14 protein-coding genes and 4 pseudogenes are annotated in these 19,757 nt (G+C 33.2%); all 18 read left to right on the plus strand.

Annotation, left to right across the window (positions count from 1 at the left end):
* Window positions 1–168: 168 nt before the first annotated feature.
* Window positions 169–465 (plus strand): hypothetical protein, encoded by a 297-nt coding sequence (locus tag BT0_RS04975; RefSeq protein ID WP_088895170.1) that lies wholly within the window; start codon window positions 169–171, stop codon window positions 463–465.
* 38 nt (window positions 466–503) lie between these two features.
* Window positions 504–1,049, plus strand: coding sequence for a Bdr family repetitive protein (gene bdr, locus BT0_RS04980; protein ID WP_088895171.1), 546 nt, complete (start codon window positions 504–506; stop codon window positions 1,047–1,049).
* 222 nt (window positions 1,050–1,271) lie between these two features.
* The gene (locus BT0_RS04985) at window positions 1,272–2,315 is read left to right on the plus strand and encodes a variable large family protein (RefSeq protein ID WP_088895172.1); all 1,044 of its coding nucleotides are present in this window, start codon (window positions 1,272–1,274) and stop codon (window positions 2,313–2,315) included.
* Between the two features lie 294 nt (window positions 2,316–2,609).
* Window positions 2,610–3,218 (plus strand): Bdr family repetitive protein, encoded by a 609-nt coding sequence (gene bdr, locus BT0_RS05965; protein ID WP_236842868.1) that lies wholly within the window; start codon window positions 2,610–2,612, stop codon window positions 3,216–3,218.
* A gap of 267 nt (window positions 3,219–3,485) precedes the next feature.
* Window positions 3,486–4,583: a variable large family protein gene (locus tag BT0_RS04995; RefSeq protein ID WP_088895174.1), complete on the plus strand. Its 1,098-nt coding sequence runs from the start codon at window positions 3,486–3,488 to the stop codon at window positions 4,581–4,583.
* Window positions 4,584–4,626: 43 nt separating this feature from the next.
* Window positions 4,627–5,667, plus strand: a pseudogene (locus BT0_RS05000) (variable large family protein).
* Window positions 5,668–5,900: 233 nt separating this feature from the next.
* Complete coding sequence (locus BT0_RS05005) at window positions 5,901–6,125, plus strand: hypothetical protein (RefSeq protein WP_088895176.1); 225 nt, start codon at window positions 5,901–5,903, stop codon at window positions 6,123–6,125.
* Between the two features lie 113 nt (window positions 6,126–6,238).
* Window positions 6,239–6,751, plus strand: coding sequence for a Bdr family repetitive protein (gene bdr, locus BT0_RS05970; protein WP_088895177.1), 513 nt, complete (start codon window positions 6,239–6,241; stop codon window positions 6,749–6,751).
* A 294-nt stretch (window positions 6,752–7,045) separates the two neighbouring features.
* Window positions 7,046–8,146 carry a variable large family protein gene (locus BT0_RS05015; protein WP_088895178.1) on the plus strand — a complete coding sequence of 367 codons (1,101 nt, stop codon included), beginning with the start codon at window positions 7,046–7,048 and terminating at the stop codon, window positions 8,144–8,146.
* Window positions 8,147–8,247: 101 nt separating this feature from the next.
* Window positions 8,248–9,261: pseudogene (locus tag BT0_RS05020) on the plus strand (variable large family protein); the annotation flags it as partial.
* Between the two features lie 214 nt (window positions 9,262–9,475).
* Window positions 9,476–10,564 carry a variable large family protein gene (locus BT0_RS05025; RefSeq protein WP_088895179.1) on the plus strand — a complete coding sequence of 363 codons (1,089 nt, stop codon included), beginning with the start codon at window positions 9,476–9,478 and terminating at the stop codon, window positions 10,562–10,564.
* 291 nt (window positions 10,565–10,855) lie between these two features.
* The gene (gene bdr, locus BT0_RS05975; protein WP_145954719.1) at window positions 10,856–11,506 is read left to right on the plus strand and encodes a Bdr family repetitive protein; all 651 of its coding nucleotides are present in this window, start codon (window positions 10,856–10,858) and stop codon (window positions 11,504–11,506) included.
* Window positions 11,507–11,801: 295 nt separating this feature from the next.
* A complete protein-coding gene (locus BT0_RS05040) occupies window positions 11,802–12,896 on the plus strand; it encodes a variable large family protein (RefSeq protein ID WP_088895182.1) in 1,095 nt (364 codons plus the stop codon).
* Between the two features lie 307 nt (window positions 12,897–13,203).
* Window positions 13,204–14,259 (plus strand): variable large family protein, encoded by a 1,056-nt coding sequence (locus BT0_RS05045; RefSeq protein ID WP_418214862.1) that lies wholly within the window; start codon window positions 13,204–13,206, stop codon window positions 14,257–14,259.
* 97 nt (window positions 14,260–14,356) lie between these two features.
* A pseudogene (locus BT0_RS05050) lies at window positions 14,357–15,361 on the plus strand (variable large family protein); the annotation flags it as partial.
* Between the two features lie 202 nt (window positions 15,362–15,563).
* Entirely contained in the window at window positions 15,564–16,682 is a 1,119-nt protein-coding gene (locus BT0_RS05055) for a variable large family protein (protein ID WP_088895185.1), read from the plus strand.
* Between the two features lie 115 nt (window positions 16,683–16,797).
* Window positions 16,798–17,784 (plus strand): annotated as a pseudogene (locus BT0_RS05060) (variable large family protein); the annotation flags it as partial.
* A gap of 540 nt (window positions 17,785–18,324) precedes the next feature.
* Window positions 18,325–19,248: a P12 family lipoprotein gene (locus BT0_RS05065; protein WP_088895186.1), complete on the plus strand. Its 924-nt coding sequence runs from the start codon at window positions 18,325–18,327 to the stop codon at window positions 19,246–19,248.
* The last annotated feature ends 509 nt before the right edge of the window (window positions 19,249–19,757 follow it).

A 19,757-nucleotide genomic window follows, 5' to 3' on the forward strand; every position in this document is an offset into this window, starting at 1 on the left:
TTTCCTTTTTTATTACCTTGTAATAATACTCAGGTCTAAATAGTATTGATAGCAATCATTTAACAACAGATTGATTGTAAGACTGTATTTGAGCTTTTTGATAAACCAAAGGAAATTGACCTAACACTTTATTTTGAAGATAGGGATAACACTTCTGGGTATGGGAATGTGACTAAAACTTTTCTTAATCTTAGAGCACGTATGAGTCATAAGTTTAGGATTGCTCCTATTAAACCTATAAGTAATAAATTTACTAACATTACTACGTTAATAAAACCATTTGCTACATTTAAACTTAGTATTATGGATTATTCAAGTAAGTTAGCTATATCTGATATTTATAAGTACAAAGGAGATGGTAAGAGTGATGATGATTTATTAGATAGCCTCTCAACATCATATATGTTATTGACTCTGGCTATCCGTTCTCTTAAAGCATATTTTACTAAAATGAGGTTCCTATAACACTAAAATACTATATAATAATTATATAAGGAGATTTTATGCAAGATTCATCACTACATTCTGTTGCTAGTACACAAATTTTTAATGGGCATATTACAGAGGAGATTATATACCAAGAATTTGTAAAAATGGGTATGCAAGATTTTATTGCAAATGAGCTCTCTAAAAGATATTACCGTAATGAACTTACTTATAAAGATATTGAGTATTTAGAGACCACTTTTAACTTAAAACTTGAGATGTTAGAGCGTAGTTTGAAATCTGAAATTATTTCTTTAAAAACTGAACTTGATAATAAGATAGACTCTGTTGAGAATAATCTTAACACTAAGATTGATACCAAATTTAAGGAGCTTGATAACAAAATAGACATTGTTAAAAATGAGTTAAAATCTGAGATTTCTCTTGTTAGAAAAGATATAGAAATTAATAAAATGGAGCTTAATAGTAAACTTGATCAAACCACATCAGAATTTAAAAGTACATCAAAATTACATAATTGGATGTTTGGTACCCTTATTACACTTAATATGGGAATATTTTTAACATTAATGTCCATAGTTTATTCATTGTTAAGTAAGTAAATTTAAATTAAGTAAACCTTTTCTTTCTTTGACTACGTATTAGTTATTTTCTTATCAAAATTATTTAAATTTTTGTTAGAGACAATTAATATCTGCTAATTTTCTCATTGTATTTAGTCTCTGCAATATTAAAGTATCTATGCGCTCTTAGTTTTTGTTTTTATGCTTATCAAAGCTTGTTAGCCATCTTGCCCCCTTGAGGTAATAAGGAGGCACGTAATAATGAAAAGAATTACTTTAAGTGCATTATTGATGACTTTATTTTTACTTCTTAGTTGTGGGAGTGGCAGTTCTAAGACTGAAGATCCTCAGAATAAATTCTTAAAATCTCTTATTAGTTTAAGTAATGACTTCTTAAATGTTTTTACTTCTTTTGGTGATATTCTTGCTAAGACTTTAGGGTTTAATACTAATACTAAAAAGTCTGATGTTGGAGTTTACTTTAAAACTGTTCAAGATACTGTACAAGGCACTAAGGATAAGCTTAATAAAATTGTTGCTGATATGAAATCTGAAAATAATCCTAATGCTTCTGCAGTTGAAACCGCTGTAACTAATTTAGTTACAACCACTCTTGATAAAATAATCCAAGGGGCTAAGACCGCTAGTGAGGCTATTGGTTCTGATAACAACCCAATTGGTAATGTTGCTGCTGATAATAATGGCGGTGCTGCTGGAACTGGTGTTGATAGTCTAGTAAAGGGTATTAAATCAATTGTAGACGTGGTGCTTAAAGATGTAGGAAATGCTGAGGCTGGTGATGATAAAAAAGCTGAAGATGGTGCTGTTGGTGCTGCAAGAGCTAATAATGCTGGAGATGGTGCTGGGAAATTATTTGCTAATGCTACTGCTGGTGCGGATGATAAAAAAGCAGTAGCTGATGCTGCTAAAGCTGTTGGTGCTGTAACTGGGGCTGATATACTACAAGCTATGGTTAAGAATGAAGATTCTGCTAAGTTAGCTACTAATGATGCAGCTAATGTTGTTGGTGTCAATGCTCCTAAGGATGGAACTATAGCAGGAGGTATAGCTTTAAGAGCAATGGCGAAGGGTGGTAAATTTGCTAATGGTGACAATGCTGCTAATACAAAAGAAGCTATAAGGAACATAGCAGTAAGTGCAGTAACTAAAGCATTGGATACTCTCACCATAGCAATAAGCAACACTATTGATACAGAACTTAAGACTGTTAAAGATGCTATGAAATTTAATCCTAATGATACCCTTGTAACTACTGATAATCAGGTTCCTGAAACTAAAAGTTAATAATCAGAATTAATAACAATATACATAACTAAATAAAGTCATTTGAGGAAAACTCTTCTCTTTATAAGAATTGTTTTCCTTTATCTATATCTAATAATTCAGGTATCAAAGTATTGACAGCAATCATTTAACAACAGATTGATTGTAAGACTGCATTTGAGCTTTTTTATAAACTAAAGAAAATAGACTAAACATTTATGTTATAGTTAGGTACCCTCTTAAATTACATATTACTAAAATAGGGTTCTTATCGCATTTGAGATATTATATAATAAATACATAAGGAGTGTTTTTATGGGACTTGCACAACCAGTAGTTACTCAACAAATGGTTATAGCTGAACTTACTAAAGCTGGGATAAATAGAGATATTGCTATTGATTTATCTTACAGATATTATAAAAATGAACTGACTTACAAGGATATTGAGTATTTGGAGACTACTTTTAACCTTAAGCTTGAAAAGGTAGAAGCAACCTTACAAACTGAGATTCAAAGGGTTGAAACAACTTTAAAATCTGATATTAGGGACCTAGATAACAAAATAGATACAGTCAGAGGTGAATTAAAATCAAACATTAGAGACCTGGATAATAAAATAGATACAGTTGAGAATAATCTTAATAATAAGATAGATACTAAATTCAATGAACTTGATATTAAGATAGATACTAAATTCAATGAACTTGATACCAAGATTGATAACGTTAGAAATGAGGTTTCTCTTGTTAGAAAAGATATGGAAATTAATAGGGTGGAACTTGATAGTAAACTTGATAAAACCGCATCTGAATTTAAGAGTACATTAAGACTTCATGGTTGGATGTTTGGTACCCTTATTACTCTTAATATAGGAATTTTTTTAACATTAATGTCCATAGTCTATTCATTGTTGAATAAGTAAATTTATTTAATTCACCTCTTCTTTAATTGACCTTCTGTTAATTATTTTTTTTATCAAAATCATTTAATTATTCATTAATAACAATTAGCAATAATAATTGTTATATTATGCTCAATCTCTGTAAGATTATAGTGCCTATACTTTTAGTTTTTGTTTTTATCTTGCATCTCCTTGAGTTAATAAGGAGGCACGTAATAATGAAAAGAATTACTTTAAGTGCGTTATTGATGACTTTATTTTTATCTTGCAATAAGGAGGGACTATAATATGAAGAATAAATTAAATGAGAGAATTAAAAACTTTAATATAACTATACTTATATCTTTGTTCTTACTTCTTAGCTGTGGCAGTGGTCAACTTCAAGCTGGTAAGGATGGCGAGGCAGCTACAGGTGGAAGCAGTTTAAGTGCAGTTCTAATGGAGGTAGGGAGAAGTGCTGAAAATGCCTTTTATTCTTTTTTGGAGTTACTCTCAGATATATTAGGTTTTACTGCTAAATCAACTACAAAGAAGGATGAGGTAGGAAAGTATTTTAGCGAGCTAGGTGTGAAACTTGGAGAAGTATCAAAAGAGTTAGAAGAAGTAGCAAAAAAATCAGAAGGAGAAGGAGCTAAAGATGGATCAATAGCCGTAGTAATTAGAGCAGCAGTTGAAGCGGCTAAGACTACTTTAAGCACATTAAAAGGTCATTTAGCGTCTTTAAAAGATATAGGTGATGCTAAAATGGTAGGTGATTCAAATACTGTTCAAGGTGTAGGAACAACACCAGATGAGCCTAAGTTAAAAGCAGCATATGATGCATTTAAAGGAATACTAGAGGAATCAGTTAATGCAGGTGTTGTAAAGCTAGAAACAGGAATTACAACATTAACGGCACCAGGAGGAGCAGATAATAAGGATGGGGCTAAGATATTATCTACAAATGGTAATCCAGATGCAGGAGATGTAGCTAAAGCTGCAGCAATACTAGCAACAGTAAGTGGCAAGGAAATACTAGCATCAATAGTTGCGTCACAAGAGAATGATGCAGCACTAAATGCGGCTGCAAAGGCAGAGACAACTGCAATGAGTTTTGCCAAAGGAGGTCAAGCAGCTCACTTAGCAGGTGAAACTAATGCAAAAGCAGCTGCAGTAGCGGGAGGAATAGCACTACGCTCATTAGTTAAGACAGGTAAACTAGCATCAGGCGCAGCTGATAATGCTACAGGAGGAGGAAAAGAAGTACAAGGAGTAGGAATAACAGCAGTAAATAAACTATTAGTAGCAGTAGAAGATATAATTAAAAAGACAGTAAAGAATGTTCTTAAAGCAGCGAAAGAAAAAATAGATGAGGCAAGAGCTCCAAAATCAGCAGGTCAACAATAAGATAGATAGTTAAATTAATTGCTTAAAAATAAGATTAGAAGGCATCTTAGATATAAATCTAAGATGCCTTCTATATTGTTGTAATGAGACTTAAGGAGTTAAATTGGCTACTGAATCTAAAATTTCTTTCTTTGATTCACTTATCAAAATAGGTCAAGGATTTCAAGAGATTTTTGGCATCTTTGGTAATGCTATTGGGGATACTTTTGGACTTACTGCAGTTAAATCTGATGATAAGAGAAGTAAAGTTGGTGAACACTTTGAAAGAATAAAAAAAGGTTTGGAAGGTACTAAGGATAAACTAGATGGTTTAGCTAAAGACATAACTTTTACTCCTCATGCTGATACTACAGGAGTTGAGGCTACAATTAAAGGTGCTAGTGACGTTATTGTAAAACTAGTTGATTTTGTAACCAAACTTGCTAGTGTAACTAATGATGATGCTTTAATTGGTGATAATGCAGCTGGTGCTGCAGTAGCTGCTGATAAAGATAGCGTTGAAACTGTTATTAAAGAAGTTAAAGCTATAATTGAGACTGCCAAAGAGTCTGGTGTACAGATTGACAAAGGCAATGACGGTGGTACTGGAGCAGCTGCTGCTGATGCTACTGCCACTGCTGCACTTGGTGGTAATAATGGTGCTGGTTCTGGTTCTAAACTAGCTGATGAGATAACTAAGGCAGACCCATGGGCAATGATTGACAAGGTTAAAAATGCTAAAACCAAAGAAGGTGCCCTTAGTGCTAATGCCAATAACGATGCTGGGGCATTAGCTACTGGTGGTAATGCTAATGGCAATAATGGTGCTAAGGCGGCTACTAATGCAGACTTAGCAGCTGCTATTGCTCTTAAAGCTATGATTAAAGATGGTAGATTTAGTGCTAATGCTGCTGATAAAGATATTGTTAAGGCGGCAGCAGCAAGTGCTGTAAATAAGGTTTTAGGAGTACTTGATTTTATAATTAGGAAAACAGTAGCAATCAATCTAGATAAGATAAGAGAAACTGTTAAGGGAATACAGTACTCTGAAATTACTACTGAATCAACTGAAGCTAATACTACTCAACCCCCTGCTACTAAATGAATTATCTATTTAAATAATCTAAATAAAGTCATTTGATGGAAACTATTCTCATAAAGAGAAGAGTTTCCCTTTTGTCTATATCTTGTAATAATACTCAGGTTTAAATAGTATTGATAGCAATCATTTAACAACAGATTGATGGTAAGGCTGCATTTGAGCTTTTTGGTAAGATAAAGAAAAGAGACCTAACACTTTGTGTTGAAGATAGGGATGACGTTTTTGGTCATGGGAATGTGACTAAAACTTTTCTTAATCTTAGAGCACGTATGAGTCATAAGTTTAGGATTGCTCCTATTAAACCTATAAGTAATAAATTTACTAAAATTGCTACGTTAATAGAGCCATTTGCAACATCTAAACTTAGTATTATGGATTATTCAAGTAAGTCAGCTATATCTGATATTTATAAGTACAAAGGAGATGGTAAGAGTGATGATGATTCATTAGATAGCATGTAAGCATCATATATGTTATTGACTTTGGGAGTGCGTAATCTTAAAGCACATTTTACTAAAATAAGGTTCCTATAACACTTAAAATATTATATAATAATTATATAAGGAGTGTTTTTATGGGACTTGCTCAACCTGTTATTACTCAACAAATGGTTATATCAGAACTTACCAAGGCTGGTATTAATAGAGATATTGCTATTGATTTGTCTTACAGATATTATAAAAATGAACTGACTTACAAGGATATTGAATTCTTAAAAGAAAACTTTGATATTAAACTTGAAAAAGTCGAAGCTCTTTTACAAGCTGAAATTAAATCTGTCAAGACTGAACTGGATAACAAAATAGATACTAAATTTAATGAACTTGATAACAAAATCAACACTGTTGAGAATAATCTTAATTCCAAGATAGACACTGTTGAGAATAATCTTAACACCAAGATAGACACTGTTGAGAATAATCTTAATAATAAGATAGATACTAAATTTAATGAACTGGATAATAAGATTGATGTTAACAAAATGGAACTTAAGAGTACATTAAGACTGCATGGTTGGATGTTTGGCACCCTTATTACTCTTAATATAGGAATATTCTTAGCATTAATGTCATTATTAGTAAAGTAAATTTATTTACCTAAAGCCTTCCTTATTTAATTGACCTTCTGTCAATTATTTTTTAGTCATTTTTTTACAAAATCATTTAATTTTTTGTTAGAGACAATTAGTAAATTAGTTGTTTTTAATCTCTGAAATGTTAAATTATCTATGCGTTCTTAGTTTTTGTTTTTATGTTTATCAAATCTTGTTAATTATCTTGCCCCTTTTGAGTAATAAGGAGGCACGTAATAATGAAAAGAATTACTTTAAGTGCGTTATTGATGACTTTATTTTTATCTTGCAATAAGGAGGGACTATAATATGAAGAATAAATTAAATGAGAGAATTAAAAACTTTAATATAACTATACTTATATCTTTGTTCTTACTTCTTAGCTGTGGCAGTGGTCAACAACCACAAGCTGGTAAGGATGGCGAGGCAGCTACAGGTGGAAGCAGTTTAAGTGAAGTCCTAATGGAGGTAGGGAGAAGTGCTGAAAATGCCTTTTATTCTTTTTTAGAGTTACTTTCAGATACATTAGGTTTTACTGCTAAATCAACTACAAAGAAAGAGGATGTGGGAGGTTATTTTAGCAGTCTAGGTATGAAGCTTGGGAAAGCATCAGAAGAGTTAGAACAAGTAGCAGTTAAGGCAACAGCAGGTGTTGATAAAGGCGATGCATCCAAAAATCCTATTAGAGCAGCAGTTGATGAAGCTAAAACTATTTTAAACACATTAAAAACTCATTTAGACTCCTTAGGGAAAATAGGCAATGAAGATGTAGTAGGGGAGGTACCAAGTGCTAACAAGCAGGGAGCCTCAGTAAGTATAAATGAATTAAAAGCAGCATATAAAGCGTTAAAAGGAATAGTGGACACAGCAGATAAAGTAGGTGTTGGAGATCTAAAAGAGGGTAATGTTCAAATGAATGCAGGAATAATAGGAGTAGCTGCTACTCCAGAAGATGGAGCTAAGGTCTTAACAACAGGTGCTGCCGGAGCAGCAGTGGGAGATAAAGCAGCATTAATAGTATCAGCAGTAAGTGGAGAAGAAATATTAGCAGCTATTGTTAAATCACAAGAAGGAGATGCGGATAAAACAATAGGAAATAATGCAGATGGAAATACAAGTGCATTAGAATTTGCTAAAGGAGGGAATACTGCAGCTCATCTAGCCCAAGGTGCAGTAAAGCCGAGTGCAGTGAGTGCAGGAATAGCATTACGTTCATTAGTTAAAGATGGTAAATTAGCTTCACATAATGCAAATAATGACGAGAAAGCAGTACAAGCGGTAGGAGTAACTGCAGCAAATAAACTATTGAGAGCCGTAGAAGATATAATTAAGAAGACAGTAAAGAATGTCCTTGATAAAGTAAAGAAAGAAGTAGATGAAGTAAGAAAACCAAAAACAGCAGTTCAGTAGTAAAATAGATAGATTCATTACTTAAAAGTAAGATTAGAAGGCAATCATTAGAGATGAGTCTAGTTTGCCTTCTATATTGTTGTAATTAACTTTAAGAAGTTAAGTTGGCTGTTGAATCTAAAATTTCTTTCTTTGATTCACTTATCAAAATAGGTCAAGGATTTCAAGAGATTTTTGGCTTTTTTGGTAATGCTATTGGGGATACTTTGGGACTTACAGCTGTTAAATCGGGTGACCAGAAAAGTAAAGTTGGTGAACACTTTGAGAAGATAAAAAAAGGTTTGGAAGATACTAATGGGAAGTTAAATGAGTTATCAAGTGAAATCTCTGAAGCAAAAAATGCCAATAACAGCACAATTGAAGCTGTTAAGGGTGCAATTAAAGGTGCAAATGATGTTTTTGAACAACTAATTGCTTCTCTAACTAAACTTGCTGATGTAACTAAAGAAGATGCTCTACTTGGTGGTCATAATAATAATGCTGCCCCTGGTGCTGCTGATAAGGATGGAGTTGAAGCTATTATTGCAGGGGTTAAAGATATTATTGATGCAGCAGAGAAGTCTGATGTAAAGATTGAAAAAGGAACCGAAGGTGGTGCTATTACTGCTAATGCTTCTACTGATGCCCCTGCTGTTCTTGGTGGTAATAATGCTCATGCTGCTGCTGGTCAAGGAGCAACTGCAAAATTAGCAGATGAAGTATCTAAAGCAGATCCATGGGCTATGATTGATAAGATAAAAGATGCTACAATTAATACCGGTGTTCTTACTGCTGCTACCAATTATGGTGCTGGAGAACTAGCTACTGGTGGTGTTGTTGCTAATGGTGCTGGAGCTAAAACAAATGCAGACTTAGCTGCTGCTGTTGCACTAAAGTCTATGACTAAGACTGGTAAACTTAGTGCTCATAATGGTAATAATGAGGCTGATGTAGCAAAAGCAGCAGCAGCAAGTGCTGTAAATAAGGTCTTAGGAGTACTTGATATAATAATTAGAAAAACAGTAGCAAGCAATCTAGAGAAAGTAAGAGAAGCAGTTAAAGGAATACAGTACTTTGAAACTACTACTGAATCAACCGAAGCTAATAATACTACTCAACCTGCTACTACTAAATAAATTGTCTAATTAAATAATCTAAGTAATAAAGTCATTTTAGGAAAACTCTTCTCTCTTCATGAGATTTGTTTTCCTTTTGTTTTTATGCTTATCAAAGCTTGTTAATTATCTTTCCCCTGTTGAGTAATAAGGAGGCACGTAATAATGAAAAGAATTACTTTAAGTGCATTATTGATGACTTTATTTTTATCTTGCAATAAGGAGGGACTATAATATGAAGCATAGATTAAATGAGAGAATTAAAAACTTTAATATAACTATACTTATATCTTTATTTTTACTTATTAGCTGTGGAAGTGGTCAACTTCAAGCTGAGAAACTGGCTGCTGAATCTAAAATTTCTTTCTTTGATTCACTTATTAAAATAGGTCAAGGATTTCAAGAGATTTTTGGCATCTTTGGTAATGCTATTGGGGATGCTTTTGGATTTACAGCTGTTAAATTTGGTGATAAGAGAAGTAAAGTTGGTGAACACTTTGATAAGATAAAAAAAGGTTTAGGTGATACTAAAGATAAATTAGATGGATTAGCAAAAGACATAACTTCTACTCCTCATGCTGATACTACAGGAGTTGAAGCTACAATGAAAGGTGCTAGTGACGTTATTGTAAAACTAATTGACTCTGTAACTAAACTTGCTGGGGTAACTAATGATAGTACTGATATTGGTGATGCTCGGGCTGATGCTAATGCTGGTGCTGATGGTGCTGACAAGATTAGCGTTGAAGCTATTATTAAAGAAGTTAAAGCTATAATTGAGACTGCCGAAAAGTCTGGTGTACAGATTGAAAAAGGAACTGCTGGTAATTCTGTAGAAAATGGTAATGGACCTAAAGTACTTGCTGGTGGAAATGCTAGAGCTGCTGCAGGTGATGCTGCAAAATTAGCAGATGAAGTTGTTAAAGCAGACCCATGGGCTATGATTAATAAAATTAAAGATGCTAAAACCAAAGAAGGTGCCCTTAGTGCTAATGCCAATAACGATGCTGGAGAATTAGCTACTGGAACCGGTGCTGCTAATGTTACAGCAGCTACTAATGCAGACTTAGCAGCTGCTGTTGCTCTTAAAGCTATGACTAAAGGTGGTAAATTTACTCAACCTGCTGAAAATGAAGATGGTGCAGTTAAAGCCGCTGCTGTAACTGCTGTAAATAAGGTATTAGGAGTTCTAGATTTTATAATTAGGAAAACAGTTGTAAGCAATCTAGATAAGATAAGAGAAGCTGTTAAGGGAATACAGTACTCTGAAACTACTACTGAATCAACTGAATCTAGTACTACTCAACCCGCTGCTACTAAATAAATTATCTAATTAAATAATCTACTAAATAAAGTCATTTTAGGAAAACTTTTCTCTTCATAAGAATTGTTTTCCTTTTTTACTATTTGTAATAATACTCAGGTCTAAAGCGTAGTGATGGAATCCTTTAACAACAGATTGATTGTAAGACTGCATTTAAGCTTTTTGATAAACTAAAGAAAATAGACTAAATACTTTATGTTATAGTTAGGGGTTTTCTTAAGGCACATTTTACTAAAATAAGGTTCCTATAACAGTTAATATTTTATATAATAATTATATAAGGAGATTCTTATGGGACTTGCTCAACCAGTAATTACTCAACAAATGGTCATCAATGAACTTACTAAAGCTGGTATAAATAGAGATATTGCTATTGATTTATCTTACAGATATTATAAAAATGAACTGACTTACAAGGATATTGAGTATTTAGAGACTACTTTTAACCTTAAGCTTGAAAAGGTAGAAGCAACCTTACAAGCCGATATTAGAGATCTTGATAATAAAATTGTCAACGTTAAAAATGAGTTAAAATCTGATATTAAAGACCTGGATAACAAAATAGATTCTGTTGAGAATAATCTTAATACCAAAATCGATACTAAATTCAATGAACTTGATAACAAAATAGATTCTGTTGAGAATAATCTTAATACCAAAATCGATACTAAATTCAATGAACTTGATAACAAAATAGATTCTGTCAGAAGTGAATTAAAATCTGACATTAAAGATTTGGATAATAAGATTGATAATGTTAGAAATGAGGTTTCTCTTGTTAGAAAAGATATGGAAATTAATAATGTGGAGCTTGATAGTAAACTTGATAAAACTGCATCTGAACTTAAGAGTACATTAAGACTTCATGGTTGGATGTTTGGTACCCTTATTACCCTTAATATAGGAATATTCTTAGCATTAATGTCATTATTAGTAAAGTAAATTTATTCAATTAGCCCTTTATTTAATTGATTACATATCAATTATTTTTTATCAAAATCATTTAATTATTTGTTAACAACAATGAATCCTGTTAATTGTTGTATCATACTCAATCTCTTTAAGATTATAGTGCCTATTTTTTTAGTTTCTGTTTTTATTTTGTTTGAAGCTTGTTAACCATTTTGCCCCCTTTGACCCCCTTAGTAAAAAAGGAGGCACGTAATAATGAAAAGAATTACTTTAAGTGCATTATTAATGACTTTGTTTTTATCTTGCAATAAGGAGGGACTATAATATGAAGAATAAATTAAATGAGAGAATTAAAAACTTTAATATAACTATACTTATATCTTTATTTTTACTTATTAGCTGTGGAAGTGGTCAACTTCAAGCTGGTAAGGATGGCGAGGCAGCTACAGGGGGGCGAAGTTTAAGTGAGGTATTAATGGAGGTAGGTAGAAGTGCTGAAAATGCCTTTTATTCATTTTTAGAGTTACTTTCAGATACATTAGGCTTTACTGCTAAATCAACTACAAAGAAGGATGAAGTAGGAAAGTATTTTAGCGAGCTAGGTGTGAAGCTTGGAAAAGCATCTGAAGAATTAGAAGCAGTAGCAAAAAATTCAGAAGTAGAAGGAGTTAAAGATGGATCAATATCCGTAGCAATTAGAGGCGCAGTTGATACGGCTAAGGAAGTTTTAGGTATGTTAAAAGGTCATTTAGATTCCTTGAAGGATATAGGTGATGGAACTGTAGTAGGTGAGGCAGCAAGTAATAAAGAAGGGGAAAAACCAGCTGATGTTGAATTAAAAAAAGCATATAATACATTGAAAGGAATAGTGGACATAGCTTATAAAGAAGGTATTTCAAAGCCGGAAGCAGGAGAAGTGGCAGTACAGGCAAATGGAGGCGCAGATAATAAGGATGGTGCTAAAATATTATCTACAGATAGTACTGGTAAACCAGTAGCAGGAGATTCAGGAAAAGCAGCTGCAATACTTACAACAGTAAGTGGCAAAGAAATGTTAGCATCAATAGTTGCATCAGGAGAGAATGATCCAGAACTATCACAAGCTGCAAAGGCGGAGACAACCGCAATGAGTTTTGCAAGAGGTAATAATGGAAATCACTTAGCAAATGCTGCTGCAAAAGCAGCAGCAGTAGCAGGAGGAATAGCATTGCGTTCATTAGTTAAGTCAGGTAAATTAGCATCAGGCGCAGGAGATGGTAATGCAGGAGGTAAAGAAGAAGTACAAGCAGTAGGTATAGATGCAGTAAATAAGTTATTAGTAGCAGTAGAAGATATAATTAAGAAAACAGTAAAGAATGTTCTTGAGAAAGCAAGAGGAGAAATAGATAAAGCAAGAGCTCCAAAACCAGAAGGTCAGTAATAAGATAAATAATTAGATTAATTGCTTAAAAATAAGATTAGAAGGCATCTTAGATATAAATCTAAGATGCCTTCTATATTGTTGTAATTAAACCCAAGAAGTTAAAGATTCTATGAAAATTAATCCTGAAGATACTCCTGTAACTACTGATAAGCAGATTCCTGAAATTAAAAACCAATAATCAGAATTAATAACAATAAACATAAACTAAATAAAGTCATTTGAGGAAAAATTTTCTCTCTTCATAAGAATTGTTTTCCTTTTATTTATATCTTGCTCCCTTGAGTTAATAAGGAGGCACGTAATAATGAAAAGAATTACTTTAAGTGCATTATTAATGACTTTATTTTTACTTATTAGCTGTGGCAGTGGTCAACAACCACAAGCTGGTAAGGATGGCGAGGCAGCTACAGGGGGGCGAAGTTTAAGTGAAGTCCTAATGGAGGTAGGGAGAAGTGCTGAAAATGCTTTTTATTCATTTTTAGAGTTACTTTCAGATACATTAGGTTTTACTGTAACTAAAGATACAAAAAAGAGTGAGGTAGGAGATTATTTTAGCAGTCTAGGTGTTAAGCTTGAAGCAGCAGCAAATGACTTAGAACAAGTAGCAGTTAAGGCAACAGCAGATGTTGAGAAAGACGATGCATCTAAAAATCCTATCAGAGTAGCAGTTGATGCTGCTAAGACTACTTTAAACACATTAAAAACCCATTTAGACTCCTTAAAAGGAGTAGGTGATGACAAAGTAGTAGGTTGGGCAGAAAATGATCAACAAGGAATCAAACCAGCTGATGATGGATTGAATAAACTCCTTAATGCATTGCAGTCAATAGTAAAGGCAGCAACAAATGCAGGTGTTTTAGCACCAAAAGCAGGGAATACAACATTGACAGTAAATGGGGTAGATAATAAGGATGGTGCTAAGGTATTAGCTATAGACAAACCAGAGGCAGCAGTAGGAGAAAAAGCATCATTAATAGTATCAGCAGTAACTGGTGAGGAAATACTAGCATCAATAGTTGCCTCAAAAGAAGGTGATCAAGCACTAGGAGCAGCGGCAGATGGAACTACAACTGCGATGAGTTTTGCAAAAGGAGGAACAAAGGACAACCTAAATGCAAATACACCAAAAGCAGCAGCAGTAGCAGGAGGAATAGCATTGCGATCCTTGGTTAAAGATGGTAAATTAGCTTCACATAATGATAATAGTGAAAAAGCAGTACAAGCAGCAGGAGTAACCGCAGCAAATAAGTTATTAGTAGCAGTAGAGGATGTAATTAAAAAGACAGTAAAGAATGTGCTTAAAACAGCAAAAGAAAAAATAGATGAAGCAAGAGTTACAAAACCAGCAGATCAGCAATAAAATAGATAGATTAATTGCTTAAAAGTAAGAGTAGGAGGCTATCTTAGATATAGATCTAAGATGCCTTTTATATTGTTGTAATGAAATTTAAGAAGTTAAACTGGCTGCTGAATCTAGAATTTCTTTCTTTGATTCACTTATCAAAATAGGTCAAGGATTTCAAGAGATTTTTGGCATCTTTGGTAATGCTATTGGGGATATTTTGGGACTTACTGCAGTTAAATCGGGTGACAAGAGAAGTAAAGTTGGTGAATACTTTAAGACGATCGGAGATGGACTTACAACTACTAAGAAGAAGTTAAATGAGCTATCAGATAAAATATCTGAAGCAAAAAATGCTGATGGTAGCACAATTGAAGCTGTTAAGGGTGCAATTAGCAGTGCAAATGATGTCTTTGAACAGCTAATTGCTTCTCTAACTACACTTGCTGGGGTTGCTAAGGAAGCTGGTGATACTAATATTGGTGATGCTAATAATGCTGGTGCTGCAGTTGCTGCTGATAAGGATGGAGTTGACACTATAATTAAAAGTGTGAATGCAATTATTGAAGTAGCAAAGAAATCTGAAGTAGAAATCAGTTCTGGAGATGCTGGTAATGCAGTAAATGCTGCTGCTAATACTGACGCACCTGCTGCGCTTGCTGCCAATGCTGGTGCTGGTGATAATTCTGGTCCTAAACTTGCTGAAGAGGTATCTAAAGCAGACTCATGGGCAATGATTGATAAAATAAAAGATTCTAAAACCACAGCTGGTAATCTTAATCAAAACAATAATAATGATGCTGGAACATTAGCAGTTGGTACTCCTAGTCATGCTAATGGTGCTAAGGCAGCTACTAATGCAGACTTAGCAGCAGCTGTTGCTCTTAAGGCCATGACTAAGGGTGGTAAATTTAGTGCTGCTGCTAATGAAGATGGTGCAGTTAAAGCCGCTGCTGTAACTGCTGTAAATAAGGTACTGGGAATACTTGACTTAATAATTAGAAAAACAGTAGCAATCAATCTAGATAAGATAAGAGAAGCTGTTAAGGGAATACAGTACTCTGAAACTACTACTGAATCAGCTGAAGCTAGTTCTACTCAACCCGCTGCTACTAAATAAATTATCTAATTAAATAATCTACTAAATAAAGTCATTTTAGGAAAACTTTTCTCTATTCATGAGAACCGTTTTCCTTTTACCTATATCTTGCCCCTATCTTGCCCCTTTTGAGTAATAAGGAGGCACGTAATAATGAAAAGAATTACTTTAAGTGCATTATTGATGACTTTATTTTTATCTTGCAATAAGGAGGGACTATAATATGAAGCATAGATTAAGTGAGAGAATTAAAAACTTTAATATAACTATACTTATATCTTTATTTTTACTTCTTAGTTGTGGCAGTGGGCAACAACCACAAGCTGGTAAGGATGGCGAGGCAGCTACAGGAGGAAGCAGTTTAAGTGAAGTCCTAATGGAAGTTGGAAGAAGTGCTGAAAATGCTTTTTATTCATTTATGGAACTAGTATCAGGTACCTTGGGATTAAGAGTAACTAAAGATACAACTAAGAATCAGGTAGGAGAATATTTTAACAGTCTAGGTGAAACACTTGGGAAAGCATCTGATGAATTAGAGCAAGTAGCAAAAAAGTCAGAAATAGATATTGATAAAGATGGCTTATTAAAGAAGGCAATTAGAGGCGCAGTTGATGCTGCTAAGGCTACTTTAAACACATTAAAAGGTCATTTAGATTCTTTAAAAGATATAGGTGATGCTAACAAGGTAGGTGAAGCAACAAGCAATCAAAGCGGAGTATCAGCAGATGAAAATGCATTAAAAGTAGCATATAAAGCATTGAAAGGAATAGTGGACACAGCCAAGACAGGAGGAGAAATTAAAGAACCAATTGCAAGTAATGTAACAGTAGCTCAAGCATCAATAGGAGGAACTGATGCAAAAAATGGAGCTAAGGTCTTAACAGCAGGTGCTGTGGCAGGAGGAACTGCGGGACCAGAAGCAGCATTAATAGTATCATCTGTGAGGGGAGAAGAAATATTAGCAGCGATTGTTAAATCAGCCGAAGGAGATGCGACTGGAACAATAGGGGGTAATGCAGATGGTTCAACAAGTGCACTAAAGTTTGCAAGAGGAGGAGCTACTGCAGCTAATTTAGCCCAAGATGCAGCGTTAACAGGTGCGGTGAGTGGAGGAATAGCACTACGCTCTTTGGTTAAAGATGGTAAATTAGCTTCACATAATGCGAATAGCGATGAAAAAGCAGTACAAGCAGCAGGAATAACAGCGGTAAATAAACTATTAGTAGCAGTAGAAGATCTAATTAAAAAGACAGTAAAGAATGTTCTTGAAAAAGCAAAAGGAAAGATAGATAAAGTAAGAGGTCCGCAAGAACCAGTTTCAGAATTAAGTAAGAAGCAATAAGGTAGATAGTTAGATTATTTAGTGATGAGAGTAGAAGGCATCTTAGATCTACATCTAAAGATTGCCTTCTATATTGTTGTAATTAAACTTGAGAAGTTAAATTGGCTTTTCTTAATCTAAAATTTCTTTCTTTGATTCATTAGTTAAGATAGGACATGGGTTTCAAGAGATTTTTGGCGTTTTTGGTAATGTTATTGAGAATGCATTTGGGTTTAATGCTGTTAAACTCGAAGACAATAGAAGTAAAGTTGGTGAACACTTTGATAAGATAAAAAAAGGTTTAGGTGATACTAAGGATAAATTAGATGGTTTAGCAAAAGACATAACCTCTACTCCTCATGCTGATACTACAGGAGTTGAGTCTACAATTAAAGGTGCTAGTGAGGTCTTTGAACGACTAATTGCTGCTCTAACTACACTTGCTGATACTGCTAAAGCAGCTGGCGATACTAATATTGGTGATGCTGCTACTGATAATAATGCTGTTGGTGCTGATGAAAATAGTGTAAAAGCGATAATTGACAGTGTAAAGGAAATTATTAAAGCAGCAGAGGAATCTGGAGTAAAGATTAATGTAGGAGATGCTGGTAATCAAATAGCTGCAGGTGCTGCTAATGCAGTAGAATCACTTGCAAGAACTGGTGCTGCTGCAGCTGCTAACTCTGGTCCTAAACTAGCGGCTGAAGTGTCTAAAGCTGATCCATGGGCTATGATTGATAAAATTAAAGATGCTAAGACTTCCACTGCTGCTCTTGTTCAAAATAATAACAATCATGAAGCTGGGTTACTAGCTGGTGGTACTATTGCTAATGGTAATAATGCAGGAGCAAAGACTAATGCCGATTTAGCAGCTGCTGTGGCTCTCAAAGCTATGACTAAGGGTGGTAAATTTGCTCAACCTAATGGTGATGAAGCTGTTGTAGTTAAAGCTGCTGCTATAAGTGCTGTAAATAAGGTTTTAGGAGTACTTGATTTTATAATTAGGAAAACAGTAGAAAGCAATCTAGAAAAGATAGGAGAGGCAGTTAAGGGAATACAGTACTTAGAAACCACAACTGAATCAACTGAAGCTAGTACTACTCAACCTGCTACTGCTAAATAAATTGTCTATTTAAATAATCTACTAAATAAAGTCATTTTAGGAAAACTCTTCTTTTTATGAGAATTGTTTTCCTTCTTTGCATTTTTGTGACGCATTAAATATTTGTACTAAAGATAAATAAATAGGATCTAGTTAAACCTTTTTAGCTAAGTGGTAAATGATTGATGAGATTAGTTTTGATTAGTAAGCGAGTAGAATTATTCGGAAAGTAAAGGTAGGAACTAGGTTTCTTAGTTTTTGTTTTTATTGAATGATATGTTTACTTTAGTTAATTGTTTTTTAATTATTTATTTTTTTAAAGTTTAAATTGGATGTAATTAATTACAAGTTTTATATTAAGATAATATCTTTGTTCTTTATTGTATAAATTTACTTAATAAAATAGTTTTGTTGTGTTTTTAAGTAGGTCAAAGTGAGAGTATTGTATTATTTTAATAATTTATTTGAAATTTAAAATAAAAGGTGTATATTTACCAATAATTGTTGTATTTCAATATCGAGATTCAATAATTAAATAATTTGATGTCCCAGGAGGGAGATATGAAGAGAAGTATTTTATCAGTATGTATGTTAACATTATTATGTTTGTTATCATGTGATATAAATGCCCTTAATGAATTGCTAGATAAAGCAAGGGAAAAATTTTTAGATGAAAGCAAAGATAATAAAGATTTAAACCATGAACAAGAAAATCAGGAACAAAAAGAAGTTGTTATAGATGGTTTTGAAGAAGAAGTAGAAATACAACAAGATATGGAAGTGAAACCTGTTAATAATGCTATTCCAGTATTTAAATATCCTCAACAAGGAGGGTCTTCAAATTATCCTCAACAAGTATATCCATATTATGTTCAAGAAGAAGTAATAAAAATAGAAGAAAAGGATCTAGTTCCAAGTACTGAGTACGAAAAAGACGCAGATAAGGCAATTAAAGGGGTAGAAAATGCTCTTAAAAATTCTGGATTTTCTTTATTAATGGAGAGTGCATATAGCCTTAGAAATGAATATGAACAAATGAAGACAGAGCTTTATTATGTAACTAAAAAAATCCAGGATGAAATAGGATTACTGGGAATAAATTTTAGGAAGAATAAGGAAAAGAGACAAGATTTAAATCGATTACAAGGTTATTTGAGGGGTGAAAGTTTTAATTCTGAGGGTCTTATGAATAAAATTGATATTGCAATTGGTGAATTGGAATCTGCAAAATATTTTTTTGGAGAAGCTGAAAAAACTTTAAAAGAAGCTATTACTGAAAGATTAAGAAATAAAAAACGTAGAAGTTACTTATCAAGAAAAGGGAAGAGTGATTTTTTAGCTCAAAAGTCACGCAGTGATGCAGAAAATGTTTTAAGTTTATTAGAATCCTCTTCTTCTAATATAGGAGAAGCAAGAGGCAGAAAGAAAGAGATAGAAAAACTCATTGAAGAAGCAAAATCTTATCTATCAAATCTTGAAAGATAGAGACGGTAAAGATTTAAATATTTTATAACATTAGTATTTTCAATAAGAGTTCCTTATAAAGGAACTCTTATTGATTTTATTTAAAGAAGTTTTTACAAACCAATTACCTTTAAGATTTGACTGTGTATTTATTTTATATTCCCATTTTAAGGATATTAATAAGAGTAGAGATTGTTGTTTTAAATTATTTTAAAGCTTTGAGGGGTAATTGTTTTTGAATGCTGATATCGAAAAAGATGATTTATTAAATAAGGAATATAAGGTTTTAGATAAAGGCTTTATAAAGCTTGTTGATTATGTGAGGTAGTGGTGCAAGAATATTTAAGGCGATGAGAGAGGATTGTTAATGTGATGAGCTTATAGATTATTTAATGAGAAATGAACATACAAGTCTATTTGAATAAGTAATGTTTATATTTTATGTTAATGCATCATGTTTTGTTGCAATCTATACTTAATCAAGAGTGTAAATTATTTGTAAAGGCTACTGGAATGAAGAATTTAAAAAA

The sequence above is a fragment of the Borrelia turicatae 91E135 genome, from assembly GCF_000012085.2.
Taxonomy (GTDB): domain Bacteria; phylum Spirochaetota; class Spirochaetia; order Borreliales; family Borreliaceae; genus Borrelia; species Borrelia turicatae.